This window comes from Brevundimonas sp. (assembly GCF_016463485.1).
Classification (GTDB): Bacteria; Pseudomonadota; Alphaproteobacteria; order Caulobacterales; family Caulobacteraceae; genus Brevundimonas.
The window spans coordinates 1-25,665 of sequence record NZ_JAEMRD010000036.1 but is presented as its reverse complement, the minus strand read 5'-3'; the positions used below and the strand labels follow the sequence as shown (position 1 = coordinate 25,665).

The following is a 25,665-nucleotide window of genomic DNA, read 5'->3' as shown; positions in this document are numbered from 1 at the left end:
GGACCGAAGAGACCGTCCCCACACGCGGCTGGAGCCTGCTGGCCTATCCCCCGGGCCCCCGACTGCCGGCCGAGATCGATGGGGTCTACTGAACGTTGACGTCGCCGGAGGCCTGACCTGCCTCTGCGGCGGACCGGCGGGCCAGAATGGCCTGGAGCAGGTGCGCTCCGTAAGGCCTCGGCCGCGACCAGGGCACGATCACGAGCGGGGCATGATGCTCCGGATCGGAGGCGGCCCCGCCATCCGTCACGATCTCGGACAGACGCCCAACGCGCAAGGTCACCATTCGCCGCGCGGTCCGCGACAGGGCAGCATAGGTTCGATCATCGAGCGGGTCGGCGCAGGCCACGACCAGGGACCAGTCATCCAACTCCACGACACGCAGCGGATGCTTCTGGATGAAGGCATCCAGAACCATGTCTCCTGAAGTATGAGCCGGTGTCGTCGCGGGATCCCAGCGCGAAAGGCCCGTGATCGCACAATAGGCATCCGCCAGATTCGCATCCGTCACCGCGCCGACATCGCAAAGCGCCTGCTCGACGGGTCGGGTGAGACGCGCGGCCCGGTCGCAGGCCGACGCCAGCAGGGGCAGCGGTACGCTGTGCCGGCTCAGCAACCAGTCCACAACGGCGTCGCGCTGGGTGGAGTTGGCCACGGCAGCAGGACGCCTGGAGGTGTGAGCGAAGCGGCGGCGCAGACCCACGAACAGGGGTTGGCCAAAGCGAACAGCCAGACCGGCGACGACCGCTGCAACCAGTATCAAGGCCGCATACACCCCCCACGCTTTCCCCCGGGGGTCGGAGACAACTGCCGGGCCGTCATCTGAGGCAGGTTGCTGGGCGATCGGCGCCTTCGGGGTCGGAAGCGGTGCGCCAACAATCAGCGGCCTTGGCGTCTCGACCATCGCCACGGAGACGTCCGCCAGACGATACCCCTCTGCCTCTCGAACCAGGGCGATGCCGTGATTGGACAGTTCGGCCGCGAAGGCGATCTCGAGGTCCTCGACCGTCATCGGCTCGGCGATCGACAGGGTGATGTCGGCATCGACACCCTCATCGATCTGGACGGTCGAGCCTAGCGATTTCACCAAGACGGCGTCAGCGGCCTCCGTCAGCGGCGTCTGGCTCAGGCTGATCAGATAGAAGGATCGGGCATCCGGGCCGGCCGCCGCGCGTGCCCCGCCTGCGGACCCGAGGAGAAGCGCCGCGCCGATGCAGAGGGGCAGGACATACGAAGCGACTCTGGCCAGAAACCGACGACTAAGCCTCACCCGTTCCATCACGTCCGCGCCTCAGGTGCCTGTCCCACAGCGCGGAAAACCAGCATGGGCTCCCAATCAGGCAGGCCGACCGGTTTGTCCAGAAGCGCCTCCGGTCAGAGGCCGAGCGCCGCCTTGATCGCGGCCCAGTCCACCAGTTTGAAGTTCTGGCGCTCACCGGTCGATCCGGGGATTTCGTCGACGTCGTCCTGAACCACGATCAGGCCCTGGGCGTAGCCGCCGATCGGGCCGGCGATCGCTGCGATGCCGTCCGTCCCGGTCACTGGATCGATGCCGCCGCCGGCCACGACCGAGAACCGGCCGCGATAGGTCGTGGGTCCATCGACGCGCCAGATCGAGAAGGCGGAATCACCCTGGCTGGACGCCATGAGCCAGGTCGCGCCGTCTTCCTTCAGCAAGGCGAGGCCCTCGACATCGGGGGCCAGGACGTCGCTCGGTGCCCGGGCAATAGACTCGCGCCGCGAGCCGCGCGCCGGGTCGAGCGAATAGCGCCAGACGCCCCGTGCCTCTTCGCCGATGTAGACGACGTCGGCTTCCTCATCGATGATGCAGCCCTCGGTCTGGCTGCCGACGTCATAGCGTTTCTCGACCGTGCCGACCGGTTTGCCGTCGGGGCCGACCGAGACGGCGACCTGGCGGACCTGACCGTCCGTCCCGTTGATGATCACGATGAAACGGTCGCCGCGCTTGCCGACACACAGGCCGTAGGGCTCGGCCAGATCGACGGGGATCAATCCCCACTGGCGGGTCTGGAGCGTCGCGGGATCCATGATGAACAGGACGATGCCGAACCGGTCGAGACTGCGGTCACTGGTCGCGACCAGAACCTGCGCCCGGCCGTCGATCACGAAGCCTTCGCGCAGGTCGACGTTGTTCGGCTGTCCGCCGGCCAGATTCTGCAAGACCGATCCATCGAGCCGATAGGCGTAGAGGCCGGCCTTCTTGTCGGTGCCGAAGATCACGGCCCGGCTCGGGTCCGCCCGGTCGACCCAGATGGCCGGATCGTCAGCGGCGTCGGCGTTGGCCGTGCCGACCGCGACGGTCTCGGCGACGGCGAGAACGGGCGTGCCGACGCCGACCGTCATCCCGGCGGAATCCGAGGCTCCAGTTTCTTCGCCGGTCGGGGCCGTGGTGGCGCAGGAGGCGAGCATGAGGGCGCTCGCGCCGACAGCGGCCAGCGTCAAGGTTTTCAAGCGATTCATGGCCCGTCCTGAATTTATCCGTTCGCCGCGAAAAGCCGACCGGCCTCCGCGACGCCGCCTTAGGTCCGGTTGATGTCAGAGCCTTGTCAGTTTCACGACACCATCTTTGCGGTCGCTACCGGTTCGTAGGAACCCGCCCCTTGTCGAACCCGGCCCAGACGTCGTCGTAGTCGAGCTGCATCGTCGGGGTCTGCATCGCGAAGTCGGTCGGGCGGATCACCCAGCGGCTCTCGAACATGAAGGCCAGGGTATCCGTGATCTTGTGTGGCTTCAGTTCCGCCTGGATGGCCCCGCCGTAGCTGGCCTGATCCGGGCCGTGACCGCTCATCTGGTTGTGAAGGGAGGCCCCGCCGGGCGCGAAACCGCCAGCCTTGGCGTCATAGACCCCCGTCACCAGCCCCATGAACTCGCTCATGACGTTGCGATGGAACCAGGGCGGACGGAAGGTGTGTGCGGCGACCATCCAGCGCGGCGGAAAGATCACGAAGTCGCAGTTGGCCGTGCCCGGTATCTCCGACGGACTGGTCAGGACGGTGAAGATCGACGGGTCGGGGTGGTCGAAGCTGACCGTGTTGATCGTGTTGAACCGCCGCAGGTCATAGCGGCAAGGCGCGAGGTTGCCGTGCCAGGCGACGACGTCGAACGGCGAATGGTCCAGGGTCGTGGACCACAGGCCGCCCTGGAATTTCTGAATCAGTTCGCAGGGGTCGTCGATGTCCTCGAAGGCCGCGACGGGCGTCTCGAAATCGCGTGGGTTCGCCAGACCGTTCGAGCCGATGGGACCGAGGTCGGGCAGCCGGAACAGGGCACCGTAGTTCTCGCAGACATAGCCGCGCGAGGGCCCTTCGACGGCGATCCGGAACCGGACGCCGCGCGGGATCAAGGCCGTCTCCTGGGGTTCGACCGCCATGATCCCGAACTCGGTCGTGATGGTCAGGCGGCCCTCCTGAGGCACGATCAGCATCTCGCCGTCAGCGTTGAAGAAGGCCCGGCCCTGCATAGACCGGTTGCAGACGTACAGGTGGATGCCGATCCCATCCCCCGTCGCTACGTCCCCATTGCCGCCGTAGGTCACCAGACCCTCGACAAAGTCCTGTGATGCCTCCGGCATGGGCAGCGGGTCCCAGCGAAGGCGGTTGGGATCGGCCGGGCGGTCGAAAGGCGCGGACTTCAGCAGCGACGCGCCCGACCACGGCTTGAACGCGGCATGGTTGGCGGCGGGTCGCAGGCGGTAGAGCCAGCTGCGGCGGTTCTCGACGCGCGGCGCGGTGAAGGCGGTGCCCGACAGCTGTTCCGCATACAGACCGAACGGGGTGCGCTGGGGCGAGTTCTGGCCGACCGGCAGGGCGCCCTCGACCGCCTCGGTCGCGAAGTGATTGCCGAACCCGGTCAGGTATCTCCGAGGGGCATCCTCGCTCACGGAGTCTCCTTTTCGAGATCGTTTCCAGACGCCGGGTTCGCCCCCGGTCGCGTCCGAGTCAAGTCGCCCGGCCGAACAACCGTCTGAAAGGAGGATTGAAACCTTTTCAGTTCAGGGTCGATCCGTGGTGCGCCACAGCCGGAGCCTGTCGATGAAGCCGATCCTGATTTCCACACTCGCCGTTGCCATGTTTGCAGTTGCCCTGCCCTCATCGGCCCAGAACGCCGGCCAGATCGCACGGGTGCGGGGCGGAGCCAGTTGTTCCGGCTGCAACCTGTTCCAGGGCGACTTCTCCGGGCTGGAGGCGAACAGCCTGAACCTGTCCGGATCGCGCCTGCGCCAGTCGGACCTGAGCCTCAGCGTCATGAACCGCACACGGTTTTCCGGCGCGGACATGCGCGATGTGGAGGCTTACGGCGCAGTGTTCTCCTCGTCGAACTTTTCGCGGGCAAATCTGACCAACGCCAGCTTCGTCGGGACCTTTCTGGAGGGGGCCAATTTCACAGGCGCGACCTTGGTCGGGACCAACTTCTCCGGTGCCGAAATGGCCCGGGTGACGGGCTTGACGCAAGGACAGCTCAACCGGGCCTGCGGTGATGAGGCGACTGTCTTGCCCGGCAACCTTCACATTCCCGCCTGCTGAAGACCTCCAATCTTACCGCGATTTAAGTAGGGTTTCCGGGAATGCGGAGGCATTGAGGGGTCGTGAAACAGATCGCTCGCCCTCTCCATCGCCTCCTCGCCACGGCCCTCGGCGCGTCCGCCGTCCTGGCCGGAACGTCGGCACTCGCCGAGGTTCGGCTGAGCGTTCAGGACCGCGACGTGGCCCGGACCATCTCCTTGGGCGGTTCTTGCAACCGTTGCGAGCTGTCGGGACGGAACCTGTCGGGGGCCACCTTTAACGGCGCGACCTTCATTTCGGCGACCCTGGTTGGCTCGAACCTGCGCGGGGCCGAGATGGTAGGCTCCAACTTCTCGTCCAGCGACTTCACCCACGCCGACATGCGCGGCGCGGAGATCAACGGTGCTAACTTCACGGCCTCGGTCTTCGTGGACACGTCGCTGAGCGGGGCCTCCTCAGCGGGTGCTATCTTCTCCCGCGCCAACTTCAGCCGGGCAAACCTGTCGGGCGCGGAGTTGATGTACGTCAACATGAACGGCGCGGTGCTGGTCGACGCCAACCTGACGGGAGCCGAGCTCATGGGCGCGACCCTGGCCAACGTCAGCGCCCGCAACGCCTCCTTCATCGGGGCCGAGATGCAGGCGTCCAACATGGGCGGCGGCGATTTCTCGAATGCGAACTTCCAGGACGCCGAGATGGACAATGCCCGGTTCACCGGTGCCGTCTTCGGTCGCGCCAATTTCGCCGGAGCGTCGCTGCGCCGCGTCGATATCCGGGGCGTGGACCTGTCGCGGTCGCGCGGCCTGACCCAGAGCCAGGTGGCCGAGGCCTGCGGCGACGACAATACCCGCCTGCCCGGCTCGCTGCGCGCCACCCCGTGCCGGAGCCGGATGATGGTCGTCAGGCCTGCCGTGCCGAGACCGCCCGCAGCGCCGGCCCCGCCCTCGATCGTGCGGCACTACGCGGCGGCTGACTGAATCAATCGGCGGCCGAGCCGGGCTTCATGCGCGGCACGGACCGTGCGGCGTTGCTTTTGTCACCGTGCCAAATCTTTGGGTGACATCGGGTGACATTGGCCTGTCCACGCGCATAAACCCCTGCGCCCAACCGCCGGGCGCGACGGACTCGTCAGCCGTTCGTCTCATCGCCTTGTCAAAGACCCGGCGACGAGATGGGAACGGATACAGCGATGCGCAAGGGATGAATAGGTCTTTTTTCCTACATTCTTGCCAGCGCCGACCTCGCAGCCCTATTTCAGCGGCAGCGCCGTGCGGATGTGGACGTCCTTGAGCTGACGCTCGCCGGCCTCGGTCGGGGCGTTCATCAGCAGGTCCTCGCCCTGCTGGTTAAGCGGGAAGGCGATGACCTCGCGGATCGCGACCTGGTTAGCCAGCAGCATCACGATACGGTCGATGCCGGGGGCCAGACCGCCGTGCGGCGGCGCGCCATAGCGGAAGGCGTTCAGCATGCCGCCGAACTGCTCCTCGACCACGCTGGCGTCGTATCCGGCGATCTCGAAGGCCTTCAGCATGATCTCGGCCTTGTGGTTCCGGATCGCGCCCGAGCACAGCTCATAGCCGTTGCAGACGATGTCATACTGATAGGCTAGGATATCCAGTGGATCCCTGGTGTTCAGCGCCTCAAGCTCGCCCTGCGGCATCGAGAAGGGGTTGTGGCTGAAGTCGACCTTCTTCTCCTCGTCAGACCACTCGAACATTGGGAAATCGACGATCCAGCAGAACTCGAACCGGCCCTCGTCGATCAGTTTCAACTCCGTGCCCAGGCGGATGCGGGCCGAACCGGCGAACTTGTAGAAGACGCTGGGGTCGCCGGCGACGAAGAAGGCGGCGTCGCCCTTGCCGAGGCCGAGGCCAGACATCAGGGCGTCGGTGGCTTCGGCGCCCAGGTTCTTGGCGATTGGGCCACCCCAGGCGTTGTTGTCGTCGGACCAGAAGATATAGCCGAGCCCCGGCTGGCCCTCGCCCTGGGCCCAGGAGTTCATCCGGTCGCAGAAGGCGCGCGAGCCGCCGCCCGGCGCGGGTATGGCCCAGACGGCGTTCTTGGCGTCGGCACCCAGGATCTTGGCGAACAGGCCGAATCCGCCGTCGCGGAATTGTTCGGAGACGTCCGCCATCTTGATCGGGTTGCGGGTGTCCGGCTTGTCGGTGCCGTACCAGGCGATGGAGTCGCGGTAGGGGATGCGCGGGAAAGGATAGGGCGTCACCGACTTGCCGTCGGCGAACTCCTCGAACACGCCGTGCATGACGGGTTCGATCGCAGCAAAAACATCCTCTTGCGTGACGAAGCTCATCTCGACGTCGAGCTGATAGAACTCCAGCGAACGGTCGGCGCGCAGGTCTTCGTCGCGGAAGCAGGGCGCGATCTGGAAGTAGCGGTCGAACCCCGAGACCATCAGCAACTGCTTGAACTGCTGCGGAGCCTGGGGCAGCGCATAGAATTTGCCGGGATGCAGGCGGCTGGGCACCAGGAAGTCGCGCGCGCCCTCAGGGCTGGACGCCGTCAGGATCGGGGTCTGATATTCGAGGAAGCCCTGGTTGACCATCCGCTGGCGGATCGACGAGATCACGCGGCTGCGCAGCACGATGTTCTTGTGCAGGGTCTCGCGGCGCAGATCGAGATAGCGGTGCTTGAGGCGCAGTTCCTCGGGATACTCCGGCTCTCCAAACACCGGCAGCGGCAGTTCGGCGGCCTCGGACAGGACCTCGACGCCGGTGACCTTCAGCTCGATCTCGCCGGTCGGCAGGGTGGCGTTGATGACCGAGGCGTCGCGGGCCACGACCTCGCCGTCCACCCGGATCACGCTCTCGGCCCGCAGCCGCTCGACGGCCTCGAAGCCCGGTGTCTCGGGGTGGAGCACCAGCTGGGTCAGGCCGTAGTGGTCGCGCAGGTCGATGAACAACAGGCCGCCGTGGTCACGCTTCCTGTGAACCCAGCCGGACAGGCGGACATTGGTGCCAGCATCCGCGATTCGGAGGGCACCGCAGGTGTGGGAGCGATAGGCGTGCATGAGGGAATTCGTCTGTGTCGGGCCGCGAAACGGCGGGAATTGGAAGGCGCGGAAGGGCGCATCATCGCCCCCGAAAGTCAAGGTCGGACGGGCCTGCGCTGCCCCCCTGTCCCAGATCGCATTGTGAACCTTCCGGCGAATCCACATATCAGCGGGATCAAAGCTCACGAGGAAACGCATGTTCGTCGTAACCCTGACCTATACCGCCCCGGCCGAACGCGTCGACGCTGTGCGTGGCGAACATCGCGACTGGCTGGATCAGCATGTCGCCAGCGGCCTGTTGCTGGTTGCCGGGCCTCAGGTTCCGCGCACCGGCGGCGTCTTCATCGTCAGCAGCAAGCTGGACCGCGAGGCCCTGACGGCCGTGCTGGAGGACGACCCGTTCAAGATCCATGGCGTGGCGGACTATGCGATCGTCGAGTTCGAGGCGACCAAGATCAATCCGGCGCTGGTGGACCTCGTCTGAAGGCGATCCACAGGGCCAGGCGCTTGTCCACCTCACCGTCATCGCCGTTAACCGACATCCGGCCGATCGCGGCTAGGGTGGCGTCATGCTCGCGCGTCGTACCATGACCGATCAGCTTCGTCTCCCGCTGCAAAGTGACGGGGTCGATCCGGCGTTCGTGCGCTCGACGTGCAACGCCGAGGCCGCCGCCATCCTGGACCGCTGGCCCGACGATGCCGGGCGGGTTATGGCTCTGTGTGGTCCGGCCGGGTGCGGCAAGAGTCATCTGGCGCGGCTGTGGGCTGAACGTGTTGGTGCCCTGGCCCTGGTCGGCGGCGAGGCGGCGCAGGCCGATCCGATCGAGCTGGAAGGCCGCCCCGTGCTGCTGGACATCGCCCAGGATGCCGACGACGAGACACTGTTCCACCTGATCAACCTGGCCCAGGCGGATGGCGGGGCGCTGTTGCTGGTCTCGCGCCCCTCCCCCCGGCGCTGGGACGTCAGCGTGCCCGATCTCAGGTCGCGGCTCGATGCCCTGAGGGTCGTGGCGATGGAGGCGCCCGACGACGCGGTGCTGTCCGCCATCCTGCGGGCAAGGTTCGCGGAGCGAAGCATCACCCCGGCGGACGACGTCCTCGACTATCTGGTCCGACGCATCGATCGCTCGTCTCAGGCGGCGGCCGACATCGTAGCTCGTCTGGATGCGGAGCATCGGCCCGTGACGCGGGTGCTGGCGCGCCAGGTGATCGAGGCCAATCCCGACAGCGGCGACCTGTTCGAGTGACTTTGGCGGTTGCAGCCGTAACAAACTGACCCCAGAACGCACGGATGTCCGACGCCGCCATCGCAGACACGACGACCGGGACCGAGGTCCCCGATTCCCGCGCGCCCCAGTTGGCGCTGGACGAGGCGATGATGTCCTCGCCCGAGCGGTTCTTCAACCGCGAGATCAGCTGGCTGAAGTTCAACACCCGGGTGCTGGAGGAGGCCGCCAACCCCGTCCACCCGTTGCTGGAACGGCTCAGGTTCCTGTCCATCTCGGCCAACAATCTGGACGAGTTCTTCATGACACGGGTCGCCGGTCTCAAGGGCCAGGTTCGCGAGCGGGTGCGCGTCCTGTCGGCCGACGGACTGACCCCCGCCGAACAGCTTGAGCAGATCAACGTCCAGGCGGGCGAGCTGATGGCCGAACAACAGCTGCGCTGGGGGCAGTTGCGCAAGGAGCTGACCGAGGCCGGGATCGAGGTCATTCACTCGGCCAAGATCACCCGGACCGAGAAGGATCGGCTGGAGCCCGAGTTCCTCAACCAGCTGTTCGCCGTGCTGACTCCGCTGGCCATCGATCCGGCGCATCCCTTTCCGTTCCTGCCCAACCTGGGCTTCTCGCTGGTGCTGAAGCTCAAACGGCGTGCAGACAATCGGACCCTCTATGCCCTGGTGCCCGTACCGACCCAGGTCCGGCGGTTCTGGGAGCTGCCGACCGACGGACGGTCCAAGCCCGGTCGGCGCCGGTTCGTGGCGCTGGAAACCCTGCTGCTTCTGTTCATCGACCACCTGTTCCCCGGCTGCGACGTGCTGGAGAAGGGCCTGATCCGCCTGATCCGGGACAGCGACATCGAGATCGAGGAAGAGGCCGAGGATCTGGTCCTCGAGTTCGAGGAGGCGCTGAAACAGCGTCGCCTCGGCGAGGTGGTGCGTATCAAGATCGAGGCCTCGACGCCCGACGACCTGCGCGATTTCATCGTCAGCGAACTGGAGGCCGCGCCCCAGGACGTGGTCATGGTCAACGGGATGCTGGGCTTGGCACAGCTGTCAGAACTGATCCCGTCCGGCCATCCGGAACTGAAATTCCCGGGCTATGAGCCCCGCTATCCGGAGCGCGTCCGCGACCAGGGGGGAGACGTCTTCGCCTCGGTGCGCGAAAAGGACATCCTGATCCACCACCCGTTCGAGAGCTTCGACGTGGTGGTGCAGTTCCTGCGACAGGCGGCGCGCGACCCCAATGTCATCGCCATCAAACAGACCCTTTACCGGACCTCGAAGGACAGCCCGATCGTCGCGGCCCTGATCGAGGCGGCCGAGAACGGCAAGAACGTCGTCGCCCTTGTCGAGATCAAGGCCCGGTTCGACGAGGAGGCCAATCTGCGCTGGGCCCGCGCCATGGAGCGGGCCGGGGTCCACGTTGTCTTCGGCTTCGTCGAGTACAAGACCCACGCCAAGCTCAGCATCGTGGTTCGGCGCGAGGGCGAGGCGTTGAAGACCTACTGCCACTTCGGGACGGGCAACTACCACCCGGTGACGGCCAAGGTTTACACCGACCTCAGCCTGTTCAGCTCTGACCCTGTGTTGGCGCGCGATGCGGGGCGGGTGTTCAACTACATCACCGGCTATGCCGAGCCGGACGATCTGGAGGCCCTGGTCGTCTCGCCGCTGAACATGAAGTCGACGCTGATCGAGCTGATCGGTCATGAGATGGCGGCTGCGGCCAAGGGCAAGCCGGCGGCGATCTGGGTCAAGCTGAATGCCCTGGTAGATCCCGAGATCATCGACGCCCTGTACCGCGCCAGCCAGTGGGGGGTGCGGATCGAGCTGGTCGTGCGCGGCATCTGCTGCCTGCGGCCCGGCGTGCCTGGCCTGTCGGAGAACATCCGGGTCAAGTCGATCGTCGGACGGTTCCTGGAGCACAGCCGGATCATCTGTTTCGCCAACGGCCGCGACCTGCCGCACGACAAGGCCAAGGTGTTCATCTCCTCGGCCGACTGGATGGAGCGCAACCTGAACCGGCGGGTCGAGCTGATGACCCCGATCCGGAACGCCACGGTCCATGACCAGATCCTGGACCAGATCATGGTCGCCAATCTGAAGGACGACGTGCAGAGCTGGTCGCTGAACGCCGCCGGCGACTATGTCCGCGTCACCGCCGACCCCGACCGGCCCTTCTCGGCGCACCAGTATTTCATGACCAATCCCAGCCTGTCGGGGCGAGGCCGCAAGGTCAAAAACAAACCACAGGCGCTTCGCTACGTTCGGCAGGGCCGATGAACGTGATCTATGCGCCGCCCCGCGAGGCGGCCGTGATCGACATCGGATCGAACTCGGTGCGGATGGTGCTGTACCGGCTGGAAGGCCGGGCCATCTGGACGGTGTTCAACGAGAAGGTTCTGGCGGGTCTGGGCCGCGACCTGCCTGCGACGGGGCGGCTGTCACCGGCAGGTGTGACCATGGCCCTGACCACCCTGCGCCGGTTCGCGGCGGTGCTGGAGGGGGTCAAGCCGGCCTATACCTTCGTGGCGGCCACGGCGGCGGTGCGCGAGGCCATCGACGGCCCCGATTTCTGCGGCCAGGTTGCGGCCCAGACCGGGCTTCAGGTCCGCGTCCTGTCGGGCGAGGAGGAAGCCCATTACTCGGCGCTGGGCGTGATCGCCGGGGACCCGTCGGCGGCGGGCGTCGTCGCCGACATGGGCGGGTCCAGCCTGGAGTTGATCCGGATCGGCGAAGGGGCGCTGAAGGCCGGCGTCACCCTTCCGCTCGGCCCCTTCAGCCTGGCGGACGCCGAAGGGTTCGACGTCGATCGTCTGCGGGCTCGGGTCGGGACAATCCTGAAGCCCGTCGCCAGACCGTTCGCGGCCGACCATTTGCACGCCGTCGGCGGAGGCTGGCGGTCGCTGGCCCAGCTGCACATGGCGATCAGCGACTATCCGCTCAAGATCGTTCACCAGTATGCGATGACCGCAGACGACGCCCGCGACGTGGCCCGGTTGGTCGCACAACAGTCTCGCGCCTCGCTCGACCGGTTGCCGGGCGTATCGCGCAAACGGGCCGAGACCCTGCCCTATGCCGCCCTGGTGCTGGAGGGGTTGATCGATCGGCTGGGACTGAAGACGATCCATTTCTCCGCCTGGGGCCTGCGTGAGGGCCTGCTGTTCGAGGCGCTGGACCGGGACGAGGCGGCGGAGGATCCGTTGATCGCGGGATGTGAGGCACTCGGCGCCCGCCAGGGGATTTCGCCCCACCTGCCCGCCGCGCTCAACGGCTGGCTGACCAACCTGATCGCGGCCCTGCCGCCGGCGTTCGGCGCGCAGCGCGACGGGGTTCTTGCCGCCGCCGCCTGTCGCCTGGCCGATCTGGGTGCGAGGCTGCATCCCGATCACCGGCTGGAACTGGCCTTCGACCAGGTGCTGAGGGCACCGATACCGGGCCAGATCCATGCCGAACGGGTCTTTCTGGCCTGCGTGCTGAACGCCCGGTACGGCGGGGGAGCCGCGACGCCGAGCCCCGCCGTCACCGACCGGCTGCTGGGTGAGGACGCGCGGCTGAGAGCGAGGGCCCTGGGACTTGCCATCCGACTGGGCTGCGACCTGTCGGGACGGTCGCCGCAGTTGCTGGCCAATGCGGCACTGACGGTCTCCGGATCGACACTGAAGCTGACGGCGTCGGACGGCTATGCCGATGTCCTGCTGGGCGAACAGACTCGCAGGCGAGCCAAGGCCCTGGCCGAGGCGATGAAGCTGAAGCTGGAAATCTGACGGACCAGGGTCCACTGTCGCTCATCAATGGAGGGGCGAACATGGCGGTCACCGGCATCGGCGGGTTCTTTTTCCGGTCTCAGGACCCCAAGGCGCTGGCGGCCTGGTATCTGACGCACCTCGGGGTTGGCGCGCCGGAAGGCATGTTCCTGTGGGACCAGCAGGCGGGGCCGACGGTCTTTTCGCCGTTCAAGGCCGACACCGACTATTTCGCGGCGGACAAGTCGTGGATGCTGAACCTGCGGGTCGATGACCTGGAGGGGATGCTGGCCACGCTGCGCGCCGCCGGGATTGAGATCATCACCAAGCCCGAGTGGGACGCCTCGCCCGAGATCGGGCGCTTCGCCCGTATCCACGATCCCGAGGGCAACGCGATCGAGCTATGGCAGCCGCCTGCACCCTGAAGGCTATTCGATCTCGACGACCTCGACGCGGGCACCGTTGAGGACCAGGGCGATCTCGCCGCGCTTCAGCTTCAAGGCGTCCTCGCCGAACAGCTGGCGGCGCCAACCTTTCATGGCGTCGACGTCGGCCTCGTCGGACAGGGCGATCTTTTCCAGGTCGGCGACATTGGCGATCAGCTTGGAGGCGACGCCGGCGTTGTCGCTCTTGGCCTTGAGCAGGACCTTGAGCAGTTCGACGACCGAAGGCGGGGCCGGCTGGTTGTGGCTGGGCCGGTCCATCTTGGGCGCGTGGGCGTCCGGATCGGCCATGACCCGCTTCAGTTCCTCGATCAGTTCGAGCCCCAGCCGGGAGCCACCGAAACCCTTGGGCACCGAGCGCAGGCGGTTGAAGGCCTCGACGTCGAGTGGGGCCTGGGTCGCGATCTCGTCGATGGCCTCGTCCTTGAGGATACGTCCGCGCGGCTGATCGCGATCCTGGGCCGCCTGTTCGCGCCAGACAGCGGTAGCCTTGAAGGCGGCCAGGTATTTCGCGTTGAACTTCTTGGGCTTCAGCCGCTTCCAGGCCTTGTCCGGGGTCGTGTCGTAAAGCTCGGGATCGACCAGATCCTCCATCTCGGACATGACCCAGTCCAGCCGGTTCTCCTTGACGAGCCGATCGCGCAGCTTGGGATAGAGGGCCGCAAGGTGGGTCACATCGCCGATCGCATAGGTGAGCTGGGCGTCGGACAGGGGGCGGCGCGACCAGTCGGTGAAGCGGCTGCCCTTGTCCAGGTCGATGCGCAGCATCTGGCGCACCAGCGAATCATAGCTGACCTGATCCCCGAACCCGGCGGCCATAGCGGCGACCTGGCTGTCGAACATCGGCTTGGGCATGGCCCCCAGCTTGACGAAGATCTCGGTGTCCTGGCGCGCCGCATGGAACACCTTGATCACGGCCGGGTCGCGCAGGATGTCGAGGAAAGGCCCCAGATCCAGCCCGTCGGCCAACGGATCGATGATCGCCTCATGCGTCGGCGTCGCCGCCTGGATCAGGCACAGCTTGGGCCAGTAGGTGGTCTCGCGCATGAACTCGGTATCGACCGCGATGAACGGTGCGGTCGATACGGCCTCGCAGAAGGCAACCAGAGCGTCATTGGTGGTGATCGGCGTCATTCGGATGCTATAGCCCCGCGCACAGGCGTTGTGGCAAGAGCCACGACATATTTCCGCACTGATTCAGGCCTCGCGAACCCATGAGCGATACAACAAAGCCGCTGGACAACGGCCTGACCTATGCCGACGCGGGCGTCGACATCGACGCGGGCGAGATGCTGGTCGAGGCGATCAAGCCCCTGGCCAAGTCCACGCGACGGCCGGGCGCCGAAGCGTCGCTGGGTGGATTCGGGGCCCTGTTCGACCTCAAGGCCGCCGGTTTCGTCGATCCGCTGATCGTGGCGACGACCGACGGCGTGGGCACCAAGCTGAAGATCGCGATCGAGACCGGCCGTCACGACGGCGTCGGTGTCGACCTGGTGGCCATGTGCGTCAACGACCTGCTGGCGCAGGGTGCCGAGCCCCTGCTGTTCCTCGACTACTATGCGACCGGCAGGCTGGAGATCGACGCCGCGCGTCGGGTCGTCGCCGGGATCGCCGAGGGTTGCCGTCAGGCGGGCTGTGCGCTGGTCGGTGGCGAGACGGCCGAGATGCCGGGCATGTATTCGGGCGGCGACTACGACCTGGCGGGCTTCTCGCTGGGCGCTGTCGAGCGGGGGCACGCCCTGCCGTATCTGGATCGTCAGTTCGCCGGTGACGTCATCATCGGCCTGGCGTCCTCTGGACCGCACTCCAACGGCTATTCGCTGATCCGCAAGGTGGTTGAGAAATCGGGCCTGGGCTGGGGCGATGACGCGCCGTTCGCCAAGGACCGGTCGCTGGCCCAGGCCCTGATGGAGCCGACCCGCATCTATGTGAAGCCCGTGCTTCCACTGATGAAGGCCGGCCTGATCAAGGGCGCGGCGCACATTACCGGCGGCGGCCTGATCGAGAACCCGCCGCGCTGTATAGCCGACGGTCTGACCCCGTCGTTCGACTGGGACGCCTGGCCGATGCCGGCGGTGTTCCAGTGGCTGGGCGAGGTGGGCGGGATCTCCGATCACGAACTGCGGCGCACCTTCAACTGCGGCGTGGGCTTCATCCTGATCGTGTCCCCTGAAAACGTCGAGGCGGTGCTGGAGGGCCTGTTGGAAGCCGGCGAGGCGGCGTTCGTCTGTGGGCAGCTAGTCTGAGGACTGGTCACCAAATATTTCAATCCCCGACGAAATCCTGGGCGAACTCGGGGGTGTCGCCGTCCTCGATGGGATCTTCGTCGTCGGCGTCCATGCCGCGCGAGGGGTCGGGCACCTCGAAGCCGGTGGGCAGGGACAGGTCCAGCAGGCCGGCGGCCTTCATCTCGGCGGCACCCGGCAGATCGTGGATACTGGCGAGGCCGAAATGTTCGAGGAACCGGTCGGCGGTCGCGTAGGTCACGGGGCGGCCGGGCGTGCGGCGGCGACCGCGCAGGCGCACGAATCCCATCTCCAGCAACAGGTCCAGGGTGCCGCGCGAGATGGAGACGCCGCGCACGCTTTCGATCTCGGCGCGGGTGACCGGCTGGTGGTAGGCGATGATGGCCAGGGTCTCGAGCGCGGCTTTCGACAGGCGGCGGGGTTCCTCGCGCTCCTCGGTCATCAGGAAGCCGAGGTCGGGAGCGGTGCGGAAACGCCAGCGGTCGGCGACGCATTCCAGCTCGACCCCCCTGCCCGCATATTGGGTCTGCAGATCGGTGATGGCGGCGGCGACGTCTGCCCCCTCGGGCAGGCGGCGGGCGATCTCGACGAGGGACAGGGGCCCGGTCGCCGCGAACAGCAGGGCCTCGACCCGGCGGGCCATCTCGATCTCGTCCGGTTTGAAATCGAGGGTCATGGCGTCAGCTCCAGCGCCTGACCCAGACCGCGACGCTTGAGCCAGACGTCCTCGAAGGGCTGGTCCTGACGCACGTCCATGGCCCCCTCCTTCACCAGTTCCAGGCTCGCAGACAGAGTGGAGGCGAGGTAGCTGGCCTGGGTCGGGCCGTCGCCTGTGGCGTCGCGTTCGGGGGCCACCCGATCCAGCGGCGTCCAGTCAGACAGCCTGGGCAGGACCTCGCGCAGCCAGTCCCGTGCCGCTTCCAGCCCAAAGGCCTCGATCCGCTGGCCGGGATTGTAGTGGCGGGCCTGTTCGCGGCGGCGCTGGGTCACATAGGCGCTCATCAGGTCGTACAGGCTGGCGTCGATGCGGTCGGAGGGCACGATCAGAGTGGCCTGGGGGTCACCGCGGGTGAAGACGTCACGCTTGAGCTGGGGACGGCTGGTGATGGCCTCGACGGCGGTGCGCATGGCCTCCAGCTTCTGCAGGCGAAACGCGAGCGCGGCGGCCATCTGTTCGGCGGGCGGTTCGTCCCCCTTGGCCTTTTCGGTGCGGGGCAGCAGCAGGCGCGACTTCAGATAGGCCAGCCAGGACGCCATCACCAGATAGTCGGCGGCCAGCGAGAAATTGCGGCGCCGTGCCTCGTGGACGAAGGCCAGATACTGTTCGGCGAGGCGGGTGATCGACAGTTTCAGCAGGTCGACCTTCTGGGTGCGGGCCAGGGCCAGAAGGACGTGCAGTGGGCCTTCGTAGCCGTCCAGATCGACCACGAAGGCCTCGCCCGCGTCGATCTGTTCGACGGCGGTGAAGTCCAGGTTGGGCTGGAAAGCCTCGGTCATGGGACGATGTCCTTCCCCCCTTGCGGGGGAAGGTGGCAGCCGAAGGCTGACGGATGGGGGGTGAGATCGGGCCTTACCGAGACGGGATCACATCGGGCAGCGGTCTTGGGTTTTCGTACCCCCCATCCGTCGCGCTCCGCGCGCCACCTTCCCCCGCAAGGGGGGAAGGGAACCGATGCCGTCGTCACGCCTGCGCCTCCGCCACGTCCGGGCCCCTCGCGGCGTCGAGGCGGCCGGCGAGCATGGCGTCGAGGCGGTCGCGGGCCTCGACGGGGTCCAGGGGCTCGGGCGTGTGGACGATGCGGGCCAGGGCGGCGGCGGCTCTACGGGCTGCCCCGCCTTTCAGCTTGCCGACACCGGCGGCGACCTGACGCATCTGGTCCATGTCGCCGTTCCAGTGGATGACGAGGTCGCAGCCGGCCTTGAGCGATTTGGCGGCGCGTTCAGTCAGGGTGCCGGACAGGGCGTTCATGACGAGGTCGTCGGACAGCAGAAGGCCCTTGAAGCCGAGAGTCTCGCGGATCAGGCGGATGGCCTTCTTCGACTGGGTCGCGGGGCGTTTGGCATCGATGGCGGTGAAGACGATGTGGGCGGTCATGCCGATGGGCATGTCCGACAGGGCCTTGAACGGGGCGAAGTCCCAGGCGTCGAGCGTCGCCAGATCCGCGTGGACGGTCGGCAGTTCCTTGTGGGTGTCGCCGAAGGCCCGTCCATGGCCGGGCATGTGCTTGATGACGGGCAGGACGCCCCCGGCCAGCAGCCCCTCGGCGGCGGCCCGGCCCAGTTGAGCGACCAGAGCCGGATCGCGGGCATAGGCGCGGTCGCCGATGATGTCGTGGGCACCGGGGGTCGGCACGTCCAGAACGGGGGCGCAGTCGATGTCGATGCCGACGGCCTTGAGGTCATGGGCCATCAGCCGGGCACCCAGCCGGACCAGTTCGCGGGCGGCCAGGGGGTCGTTGGTCGCCTTCAGATAGGCGTCGGCGGGCGGATACTTGGCCCAGTGCGGCGGGCCCAGACGCTGCACCCGGCCGCCCTCCTGATCGACCAGGATGGGCGTCTTCGGGTCATCGACGGCGGCGCGCAGGGCGGCGGTCAGGGCGCGGACCTGATCTGGGGTGTCGATGTTCCGGCGGAACAGGATGAAACCCCAGGGCCGCTGTTCGGCGAAGAAGGCGCGCTCGGCCTCGGTCAGGACGTGACCGGCGCACCCGTATATCGCCGCCGTGCGCACCTAGCGGACCAGGCAGTCGTCGCCGGCGGCACGGATAGCCGCGCAGAAGGCCTGGGCCCGCTCGCGGCTGAGGCCGGTGAATGTGGTGCGATAGACGGTCGATCCGTTCGAGGCCGTCACCTCCTGCACCCGTTTGGCCGAACCGCGCGAGAACTGGGGGAAACGGGCGGCGACGGCGGCGAACTCACGGTCGGCGACGGCGGTCGAGGAGAAGGCCCCGATCTGGACCGCAGAAGTTCCCGTCGCAGTCGAGGCGGCGGGGGCCGGAGTTGCAGCCGGGGCTGTCGGCGTCACCGGGCGCGGCGCGGGCGTGGTGGTCCTAGGTGCCGGCGCGGCCGGCAGGGTCGCCGTCGGCGCAGGCAGGGGCTGGGGCGCCGGGCGCGGCTGGACCTCTTCAGGCGGCGGGGTGAAGGTGGGGGCGGTACCCGGGGCCTCGGCACCGTCGCGATAGACGTCGATCCCGGCTTCGGCGTCGACCGGCTGGGCATCCACCGGGGCCTCGATCTTGAGATTGCCGACAGGTGTGCCGACGGCTGGCGGCACATCGTTGGAGGCGCGCAGACCCGAGCGATAGAACAGCACCACGGCGACGATCAGCACGACCAGCACCACGCCCGAGATGATCAGGGTGACCGGCGGTGCCTTGGTCGGCGGCGTGCGACGCGCGTCGAAGCCGCGATCGAACGGCAGGTCGTCGTCGGTCGGCGGCGTATAGGCACCCCGGTCGCGGCCGTCGGGTCGTTGATCGTCGTGGGACATGGCGTGGTCTCTCAGGCGTCGCGCGAATCACGCGCGATTGGGCATCCTAACCGCTGCGAGCGCACAGACGAATCACAGTTGGCGGCGTGACCGCGCCGGGGCCAGTCTGCGTTGCTCATCGGTGGCGAAGCGGTCGGTCATGCCGGCGATATAGTCGCAGACGGCGCGCGCTCGTCTCGGACCCTCGTCCAGTCGCGCCCGGCTCGACCATTCGGGCGGCAGCTGGTCCGGATCCGTCATGAACCGCTCGAACAGAGCCGCCACCGTGCGCCGGGCACGAGTGCGCGTCCGGTTGACGCGCGCGTGGCGATACATCCGCTCGAACAGGAACGCCCGCAGGACGCCCAGGTCGGCCATCATGGTGTCGGAGAACTGCACCTGGGTGCGCCCCGCGCTCCGCACGGCTTCGGCGCTGTCGATCCGGTCCTCGTTCAATCGCCGGGCGGTTTCGCTCAGGACGTCATCGACCATGACCCCGATCATCCGTCGCACGGCCTCGAAACGGGTCATTCGTGGCGTCAGGGCCGGCCAGTCAGCCCGAACCCCGGCAACCACCGGGCCGATCAAGGGGATGGTCGCCAGATCGTCGAGGGTGAACAGACCGGCAGACAGACCATCGTCCACGTCGTGGTTATTGTACGCGATATCATCGGCGATCGCGGCGGCCTGGGCCTCCAGCGACGCGAAGCCGTCGAGTCTGAGGTTCCAGTCGGGACGACCTTCGGCATAGTCGGCGATGGCGCGCCAGGCGGGATCGTCCAGTCGGTGACTGACCGGGCCGTTGTGCTTGACGACCCCCTCGACCGTCTCCCACGTCAGGTTCAGCCCGTCGAAGGTCGGGTACCGGGTCTCCAGCCGGGTCACGATGCGGAAGGTCTGGACGTTGTGATCGAAGCCGCCCCATGGGGCCATCCGGACCTTCAGTTCATCCTCGCCGGCGTGGCCGAACGGCGAATGGCCAAGGTCGTGGGCCAGGGCGATGGTCTCGGCCAGGTCCTGATTGAGGCCCAGGGCGTGGGCCAGCGACCGCGCAATCTGGGCCACCTCCAGGCTGTGGCTGAGGCGGGTGCGGTAATGATCGCCTTCGTGGGCCACGAACACCTGGGTCTTGCCCTTCAGGCGGCGAAAGGCCGTGGAATGGATGATCCGGTCGCGATCACGCGAGAAGGCGTTGCGGGTCCGGCTCGGTTCTTCGGGCGTCAACCGGCCGCGCGAGGTCGCAGGATCCTCGGCATAGGGAGCGCGGAACGCGGGCGTGACGGCGGTGAACGGGCTCAATCGATCGCTTCGATGACAGGGCGGTCTTTCGCTATGGACCGGCGCGCCTCATATAGACAGCCGTGAGCACCGTCCAACCCACCGCCCCGTTCAAGCTTCAGGTCGCCCGGCGTGCGCCCGAGGGCATCGTGCTGTCCGACACGGCGGCACGACGACTGGCCCGACTGGCCGAGGCCGAAGGACACCCGGTCATGCTGAGGGTCGCGGTCGAGGGCGGCGGCTGTTCGGGCTTCCAGTACCGGCTCGATCTGGTCGAGGCGGCCGAGGCCGACGACCTGCTGATCCAGACCGACGGCCAGACGGCGCTGATCGACCCGGTGTCGGTTCCGTTCCTGAAAGGCTCGGAGATCGCCTTTGTCGATGAACTGGCCGGTGCCCAGTTCGTTGTCCGCAACCCGAACGCGGCGACCAGCTGCGGCTGCGGGGTCAGCTTCTCCATCTGAAACGCGATGCGATTAGGGATCTAGCTAAATAGGTCTTGACCTTAGCCTAAACGTTAATTAGCGTCTTCCCTATGAACACCCTGTTCAAGGCCCTGTCGCATCCGGTTCGTCGGCGCATCATCGAGATGCTGCGGGCGGGTCCGATGGCGTCCGGGGATATCGCGGCGGCCTTCGACATGAGTTGGCCGACGATCACCGGGCATCTGAACGCGCTCAAGGAGGCCGGTCTGGTCAGCCCCGAGCGGGAGGCCCAGACGATCCGCTATCGGCTGGAGATATCCGCCGTCGAGGAGGCGCTGGCCTTCCTGATGGACATCGCCGGGACCGGCCGCACGGCCGCCCATCCTGAAACCGAGGAGAAATCCGAATGACCCGGTCGTTTTCCGTGTTGAACCTGCTGACGGTCATGGTGTTCGTCGCCATCGGAGCGGCGGCGCTTCTGATCGCGATTCAGGGGCCGACCGTGCCCCTGCCCCTGCATTTCAGCACGGGCGGCGCGGTGGACCGATGGGGCACGCGAGAGGATGTGGGTCGGCTGCTGGCGATCCTCGCGGGCGTCGGTTTCCTGGTGGCCATGGGAACGGGACTGGCCATCCGGCGACATCCAGCCGACTCGTCGCGGGCGCGGGGGCTCAGGGTCGCACAGGCGATCGTGCTGATCGGCTTTGCGGGAGTCGCCGCACTCATCCTGTGGACCAGTCTGACGTCGCCGGGGGCCGCGCCACCGGCGGGTGCCCATATGGCCGGCCTCAGCCTGCTGTTCGTCGCCATCGGGGCGTTCGTGGGCCGGGTCGCGCCCAATCCCTTCGTCGGGGTGCGCACCCCCTGGAGTTACAAGAGCCGCCTGGCCTGGGAGCGGTCGAACCGGCTGGCGGGGCGGCTGTTCTTCTTCGGCGGACTGGTCGGCCTGGTCGCGGCGCCGTTCTCGCCCCAGCCGTTCGGGATGACGGCGCTGATCATCGGCGTCCTGATCGCCGCAGCCTGGTCCGTCGTCGAGAGCTGGCGCGTGTGGAAAAGTGACCCCGACCGACAGCCTTTCTGATTTTCCTGTTTAGCCCTGGAGACCTTCGATGCTGACCCTGCTGATCGCGGGCGCGATGGCGCTCATACAGACCGCCGCCTCCACTTCGACGCCCGTGACCCTGCCCTCACAACCCGCACCGCTGCACGGGACCCTGCTGATACCAGGGACCGAGCCACACGCCGTTGCGGTGATCATTCCCGGCTCAGGTCCGACGGATCGAAACGGCGACAACCCGCTGGGCGCGACGGGCGGCAATCTGCGGCTGCTGGCCGAAGGCCTTGCGGATGAAGGCGTCGCCACCCTGCGGATCGACAAGCGCGGGATCGGCGAGAGCGCGGCCGCCGGCGCCGATGAGAGCAGGCTGACCTTCACCGCCTATGCGGACGACGCCCGCGCCTGGGCGGCGGAGGCGGCGGCGCGGACAGGTGCGCCCTGCGCCTGGCTGATCGGCCACAGCGAAGGCTCGCTGGTGTCACTGGCCGCGACGCGGACCCCGGATGACAGGATCTGCGGGCTGGTGCTCATCGCCGGCCCGGGCCGCCCGCTCGGCGCGATCCTGCGCGAACAGCTGGCGGGTCTGCCCGAACCGCTGAAGACCCAGGCCTTCGCCGCCCTGTCCGAGCTGGAACAGGGACGCACCGTCGCCGAAACCCCGCCGCAACTGGCCGCGCTGTTCCGCCCATCGGTCCAGCCCTATCTGATCTCGATGCTTGCGCAGGACCCGGCCGCCCTGATCGCGAACTATGGTGCTCCTGTGCTGATCCTTCAGGGCACGACGGACCTGCAGGTGACGATGGCGGACGCCCGCGCCCTGTCAGCGGCCCAGCCTCGCGCGACCCTGGCACCGTTCGAGGGCGTCAATCACATGCTGAAGGTCGCGCCGATGGATCGGGCCGCCAATCTGGCGACCTATCGCGATCCGTCCCTGCCCCTCGCCCCCGGCGTCGTGGATACGGTGGCGAGCTTCATCATCGCTCACTCGCCGGAGCGGTGATCCAGTTCGGCCCTCGCCTGATCGGCCAGGGCGAAGAAGCGGTCGCGGACCTCGGCGGAGAAGGGGTTGTCGCGTTCGATGGCGCGGAAGACGGCGGGTGAGTCGTGACGGACCATCTCCACTGCCTGCATGATCCGCTCGAAGCTGGTCGTAGTCATGCGGGTCGGCAGGGGCTCCATGGCCAGAAGGACCCGCGCGATCAAGTGGGTCAAACCCTGGACGACGGCGGCCTCGCGGTCGTGATCCTCGGCCGAGACGCGGAAGACCCTGAGCTTCAGCGCCGAGCGGCAGAAGGCGGCGACGCGGCGGGCGGCGCGGTCGTCCCGGACCGGGCAGACGGCGATACGGTGACCGGCGACGCCGTCCCGAGCGCTCTGGGGGCCAAACAGGGGGTGAAGGCCGACGAGGCGGACGCGCGCGGGCAGGCGCTCGGTCATGACCCGGCCGGGAAGGACCTTCACCGAGCCGACGTCGAGAACCAGGGCGCCGGGCGTCAGGTGCGTCGAGATCGCGTCGCAGGTCTCGGCCAGGGCTTCGACCGGCACGGCGAGGATCACGACGCGACAGGCCGCGGCTGTGGCCAGGTCGGTCAGGACGACCGTGCCCTCCCCCGCCTCGGCCGCTGGATCATGGGCGATGATGTCGAACCACGGCGACAGATGGCGCGCGGTCAGCCGCCCGAAGGCCCCGTATCCGATCAGGCCGAGCCGGGGTTTCACGCCGCCAGGGTCTCCTGGAAGCGGACCGGGCGACCGGCGGCGCGGGCCGCCAGTTCCCCATCACGCATGACCATCTTGCCCCGCACCATGGTTCCGACCGGCCAGCCCTTGGCCTCGAAGCCGTCGAACGGGGTCCAGCCCGAACGGGTGGCCATGTCGGCGTGGACGATGGTGCGCCGCGCCTTCAGGTCCACCAGGGTCAGGTCGGCGTCATAACCCTCAGCCATCCGGCCCTTGCCGGCGATGCCGAACACGCGATTCGCGCCGGCGGAGGTCAGGTCGACGAACCGCTCGATCGACAGGCGACCTTCGGCGACATGGGTCAGCATGACCGGCACCAGGGTCTGGACCCCCGGCATCCCGGACGGCGAGGCCGGATAGGGTCGGGCCTTCTCCTCCAGCGTATGCGGCGCGTGGTCCGAGCCCAGGACGTCGGCGACGCCGTGGGTGATGCCGCGCCAGAGCCCTGCGATATGCGGGGCGTTGCGGATCGGCGGGTTCATCTGGGCCAGGCCCTTGAGGCGCTCATAGGCCTCGTCGCCGTCCAGGGTCAGGTGCTGGGGCGTCACCTCGACGGTGGCGACGTCCTTGTTGTGGCTGAGGAAGTCGATCTCTTCCGCCGTGGTGACGTGCAGGACGTGGATCCGGGCCCCGGTCTCGCGCGCCAGCTTGACCAGCCGTCGGGTGGACATGATCGCGCTTTCGGCGTCGCGCACCTCGGGGTGGCTGGTCCAGTCGCCGGTGCGGGCCAGGGGGCGACGGTCGACCAGGCGGTATTCATCCTCGGAATGGAAGGTGGCGCGGCGCTTGACGTGCTTGAGCACCTCGCGGACCCCGTCGTCGTCGGCGACCAGAAGCGTTCCGGTCGAGGCCCCCATGAAGACCTTGATGCCGCAGCAGCCGGGCAGCCGCTCGAGCTCCCCCAGATGCCGCGCATTGTCATGGGTGCCGCCGATGTAGAAGGCGTGGTCGGTCCACATCCGATCGCGGGCGCGGTTCAGCTTGTCGGCCAAGGCGTCGGGATCGGTGGTCGCCGGTTCCGTGTTGGGCATCTCGAACACGGCGGTGACGCCGCCGAGCGCCGCCGCACGCGAGCCTGTCTCGAGATCTTCCTTCCACTCCAGGCCGGGCTCGCGGAAATGGACCTGGGTGTCGATGACGCCGGGCAGGACCGTCAGGCCGGTGGCGTCCACGGTTTCGCCGGCCGAGGCCTGGGACAGGTCGCCGACCTTGACGATGCGCCCGTCGATGATCCCGACGTCGGCCATGCCGCGACCGGCATGGTTGACCACCTCGCCGCCCCGCACGATCAGGTCAAAGGTATTCGCCATGGCACCGCTCCTCGTTATGCCGGGATCGGTTAAGGCGTCGCGGGGCCTTGCGCCAGTATCTTCCGCGCGGCCTTGAGCACCCGCTCGGCCGGCAGGTCCATCATGTGCTGGATGGCCTGGTTCAGGCGAGGGTCCAGTTCGCGGAACTCGGCGAGGGTCCGGGGGCCCCGGACCGAGACCCCGCCCCACGGCCCGACGACTGTCTCGTCAGACGGACCATAGACGCCGATGCAAGGAACGCCCGCCGCGACCGCCAGCTGGGTCCAGATCGAATCGGCCCCGATATAGAGCGCGGCGTGCGACAGGGCGGCGGCCGTCTGGAGGGGGGTCAGCCGGCCCTGGGCCTCGATCACGCGGGTCCGTGCGACAGACAGGCGGATGGTATGGACCAGTTCGCGATCGACCTCGTCGCCGACGATCAGCAGACGCCCCCCGGCCAGCGGACCATCGGGGCCCAGCAGGGCGGCGGCAATCTTGGAATAGCGTTCGGCCGGCCAGCATTTGCCGATCCAGTCGGTGCCGGGGCCGACCGCCACTATCGGCCTTTCATCGGGCTTGATCAGGGCGTCAGCGGCAGCACGGGTCGCGTCGGACAGGAACAGGTGCGGCGCCGGGACATCGTCCAGGGTCAGGACGTCGGCGGCCTGTTCCACGGCATGGCGGCAGGGCTTGGCCTTGCCGCGCACGGCCCGCTTGTCGCGCCGCAGCCGGGTCGAGATGGCGGTGCCGCGCATGTCGACGATCAGGTTCCATTTGGTGTCGCGGACCTGGTTCCACAGGCCGATCCAGTCCAGCCGACCCTCGGTTTCGAGAACCAGCAGCCGGTCGAGGCGGGGCATGTCGGCGAACAAAGGCGCGGTCTGAGGCGAGCCGACGATGGTGAAGCGCGCGTTCGGCATCGACCGGGCCAGATAGGCCGGCACGCCCGAGGACAGGACGGCGGCTTCCGGGTCGGCCTCGGCGATATACAGAATCGAAAAACGCGCAGGCATGGACGGACCGTATACGGATTCTCGCGTCCGTTCAGCGTCTGGTTGACCCAAGGGAATATCGGTGATCTTTGATCGGTGACGGTTGGAGGGAGCCCCGATGTCGAGATCGATCGTTGTGACGATGCTGGCGGCGGCGGCGCTTCTGGGTGGCTGCACCAGTTATGGCGCGCCCCACTATCCGCCCGGCTGCCCTCAGTCTTCCGC

At 67.5% G+C, this 25,665-nt stretch carries 25 protein-coding genes; 12 read left to right on the top strand and 13 right to left on the bottom strand.

Annotation, left to right across the window (positions count from 1 at the left end):
• Positions 1-85 precede the first annotated feature (85 nt).
• The 3 genes from JHC99_RS07595 to hmgA all read right to left on the bottom strand — a co-directional run bounded on the left by JHC99_RS07595 (position 86) and on the right by hmgA (position 3,901).
• The gene (locus JHC99_RS07595; RefSeq protein WP_292153062.1) at positions 86-1,270 is read right to left on the bottom strand and encodes a hypothetical protein; all 1,185 of its coding nucleotides are present in this window, start codon (positions 1,268-1,270) and stop codon (positions 86-88) included.
• A gap of 104 nt (positions 1,271-1,374) precedes the next feature.
• Complete coding sequence (locus tag JHC99_RS07590) at positions 1,375-2,481, bottom strand: phytase (RefSeq protein ID WP_292153061.1); 1,107 nt, start codon at positions 2,479-2,481, stop codon at positions 1,375-1,377.
• 115 nt (positions 2,482-2,596) lie between these two features.
• Complete coding sequence (gene hmgA, locus JHC99_RS07585) at positions 2,597-3,901, bottom strand: homogentisate 1,2-dioxygenase (RefSeq protein ID WP_292153059.1); 1,305 nt, start codon at positions 3,899-3,901, stop codon at positions 2,597-2,599.
• A 151-nt stretch (positions 3,902-4,052) separates the two neighbouring features.
• Between hmgA and JHC99_RS07580 the strand changes: the two genes are divergently transcribed.
• A complete protein-coding gene (locus JHC99_RS07580; RefSeq protein WP_292153057.1) occupies positions 4,053-4,544 on the top strand; it encodes a pentapeptide repeat-containing protein in 492 nt (163 codons plus the stop codon).
• A gap of 62 nt (positions 4,545-4,606) precedes the next feature.
• Positions 4,607-5,500: a pentapeptide repeat-containing protein gene (locus JHC99_RS07575; protein ID WP_292153055.1), complete on the top strand. Its 894-nt coding sequence runs from the start codon at positions 4,607-4,609 to the stop codon at positions 5,498-5,500.
• A 272-nt stretch (positions 5,501-5,772) separates the two neighbouring features.
• Here the strand turns inward: JHC99_RS07575 and aspS are convergent, their stop codons facing one another.
• On the bottom strand, positions 5,773-7,551 hold the full coding sequence (aspS, locus tag JHC99_RS07570) for an aspartate--tRNA ligase (protein ID WP_292153053.1): 1,779 nt from the start codon (positions 7,549-7,551) through the stop codon (positions 5,773-5,775).
• 178 nt (positions 7,552-7,729) lie between these two features.
• Between aspS and JHC99_RS07565 the strand changes: the two genes are divergently transcribed.
• The 5 genes from JHC99_RS07565 (at position 7,730) to JHC99_RS07545 (ending at position 12,926) form a co-directional block, all read left to right on the top strand.
• On the top strand, positions 7,730-8,017 hold the full coding sequence (locus JHC99_RS07565) for a YciI family protein (RefSeq protein WP_292153051.1): 288 nt from the start codon (positions 7,730-7,732) through the stop codon (positions 8,015-8,017).
• Positions 8,018-8,120: 103 nt separating this feature from the next.
• The gene (locus tag JHC99_RS07560) at positions 8,121-8,780 is read left to right on the top strand and encodes a DnaA/Hda family protein (RefSeq protein WP_292153050.1); all 660 of its coding nucleotides are present in this window, start codon (positions 8,121-8,123) and stop codon (positions 8,778-8,780) included.
• 44 nt (positions 8,781-8,824) lie between these two features.
• On the top strand, positions 8,825-11,038 hold the full coding sequence (locus tag JHC99_RS07555) for an RNA degradosome polyphosphate kinase (protein ID WP_292153048.1): 2,214 nt from the start codon (positions 8,825-8,827) through the stop codon (positions 11,036-11,038).
• Positions 11,035-12,522: a Ppx/GppA phosphatase family protein gene (locus JHC99_RS07550; RefSeq protein ID WP_292153046.1), complete on the top strand. Its 1,488-nt coding sequence runs from the start codon at positions 11,035-11,037 to the stop codon at positions 12,520-12,522. Before JHC99_RS07555 ends, JHC99_RS07550 begins: the two co-directional genes overlap by 4 nt.
• Before the next feature lie 41 nt (positions 12,523-12,563).
• Positions 12,564-12,926 (top strand): VOC family protein, encoded by a 363-nt coding sequence (locus JHC99_RS07545; RefSeq protein ID WP_292153044.1) that lies wholly within the window; start codon positions 12,564-12,566, stop codon positions 12,924-12,926.
• A gap of 3 nt (positions 12,927-12,929) precedes the next feature.
• On the opposite strand, the gene rnd is transcribed toward JHC99_RS07545, so the two are convergent.
• Positions 12,930-14,078 carry a ribonuclease D gene (gene rnd, locus JHC99_RS07540; protein WP_292153042.1) on the bottom strand — a complete coding sequence of 383 codons (1,149 nt, stop codon included), beginning with the start codon at positions 14,076-14,078 and terminating at the stop codon, positions 12,930-12,932.
• An 80-nt stretch (positions 14,079-14,158) separates the two neighbouring features.
• Here rnd and purM point away from each other — a divergent pair, with 80 nt between their 5' ends.
• Positions 14,159-15,190, top strand: coding sequence for a phosphoribosylformylglycinamidine cyclo-ligase (gene purM / locus JHC99_RS07535; RefSeq protein WP_292153040.1), 1,032 nt, complete (start codon positions 14,159-14,161; stop codon positions 15,188-15,190).
• A gap of 19 nt (positions 15,191-15,209) precedes the next feature.
• On the opposite strand, the gene scpB is transcribed toward purM, so the two are convergent.
• The 5 genes from scpB to JHC99_RS07510 all read right to left on the bottom strand — a co-directional run bounded on the left by scpB (position 15,210) and on the right by JHC99_RS07510 (position 19,958).
• Entirely contained in the window at positions 15,210-15,866 is a 657-nt protein-coding gene (gene scpB, locus JHC99_RS07530; protein ID WP_292153039.1) for an SMC-Scp complex subunit ScpB, read from the bottom strand.
• Positions 15,863-16,687: a ScpA family protein gene (locus tag JHC99_RS07525; RefSeq protein WP_292153037.1), complete on the bottom strand. Its 825-nt coding sequence runs from the start codon at positions 16,685-16,687 to the stop codon at positions 15,863-15,865. Before JHC99_RS07525 ends, scpB begins: the two co-directional genes overlap by 4 nt.
• Before the next feature lie 184 nt (positions 16,688-16,871).
• A complete protein-coding gene (gene nagZ / locus JHC99_RS07520; RefSeq protein ID WP_292153035.1) occupies positions 16,872-17,921 on the bottom strand; it encodes a beta-N-acetylhexosaminidase in 1,050 nt (349 codons plus the stop codon).
• On the bottom strand, positions 17,922-18,680 hold the full coding sequence (locus JHC99_RS07515; RefSeq protein WP_292153033.1) for an SPOR domain-containing protein: 759 nt from the start codon (positions 18,678-18,680) through the stop codon (positions 17,922-17,924). It lies immediately after the preceding gene.
• A gap of 72 nt (positions 18,681-18,752) precedes the next feature.
• On the bottom strand, positions 18,753-19,958 hold the full coding sequence (locus JHC99_RS07510) for a deoxyguanosinetriphosphate triphosphohydrolase (protein ID WP_292153032.1): 1,206 nt from the start codon (positions 19,956-19,958) through the stop codon (positions 18,753-18,755).
• Positions 19,959-20,083: 125 nt separating this feature from the next.
• Between JHC99_RS07510 and erpA the strand changes: the two genes are divergently transcribed.
• The 4 genes from erpA (at position 20,084) to JHC99_RS07490 (ending at position 22,419) form a co-directional block, all read left to right on the top strand.
• Complete coding sequence (gene erpA / locus JHC99_RS07505) at positions 20,084-20,401, top strand: iron-sulfur cluster insertion protein ErpA (protein WP_292153063.1); 318 nt, start codon at positions 20,084-20,086, stop codon at positions 20,399-20,401.
• Between the two features lie 71 nt (positions 20,402-20,472).
• Positions 20,473-20,772, top strand: coding sequence for a metalloregulator ArsR/SmtB family transcription factor (locus JHC99_RS07500; RefSeq protein WP_292153031.1), 300 nt, complete (start codon positions 20,473-20,475; stop codon positions 20,770-20,772).
• A complete protein-coding gene (locus JHC99_RS07495; RefSeq protein ID WP_292153030.1) occupies positions 20,769-21,443 on the top strand; it encodes an SdpI family protein in 675 nt (224 codons plus the stop codon). The genes JHC99_RS07500 and JHC99_RS07495 overlap by 4 nt, the downstream gene beginning before the upstream one ends.
• A 28-nt stretch (positions 21,444-21,471) precedes the next feature.
• Positions 21,472-22,419 (top strand): alpha/beta fold hydrolase, encoded by a 948-nt coding sequence (locus JHC99_RS07490; RefSeq protein ID WP_292153029.1) that lies wholly within the window; start codon positions 21,472-21,474, stop codon positions 22,417-22,419.
• Here the strand turns inward: JHC99_RS07490 and JHC99_RS07485 are convergent.
• The 3 genes from JHC99_RS07485 to JHC99_RS07475 are packed head-to-tail and all read right to left on the bottom strand — an operon-like array spanning position 22,401 to position 25,461.
• The gene (locus tag JHC99_RS07485) at positions 22,401-23,138 is read right to left on the bottom strand and encodes a prephenate dehydrogenase (protein WP_292153028.1); all 738 of its coding nucleotides are present in this window, start codon (positions 23,136-23,138) and stop codon (positions 22,401-22,403) included. The two genes, JHC99_RS07490 and JHC99_RS07485, sit on opposite strands and share 19 nt — an antisense overlap.
• A complete protein-coding gene (locus tag JHC99_RS07480) occupies positions 23,135-24,469 on the bottom strand; it encodes a dihydroorotase (RefSeq protein ID WP_292153027.1) in 1,335 nt (444 codons plus the stop codon). Before JHC99_RS07480 ends, JHC99_RS07485 begins: the two co-directional genes overlap by 4 nt.
• 29 nt (positions 24,470-24,498) lie before the next feature.
• On the bottom strand, positions 24,499-25,461 hold the full coding sequence (locus JHC99_RS07475) for a glycosyltransferase family 9 protein (protein WP_292153026.1): 963 nt from the start codon (positions 25,459-25,461) through the stop codon (positions 24,499-24,501).
• Between the last annotated feature and the right edge of the window lie 204 nt (positions 25,462-25,665).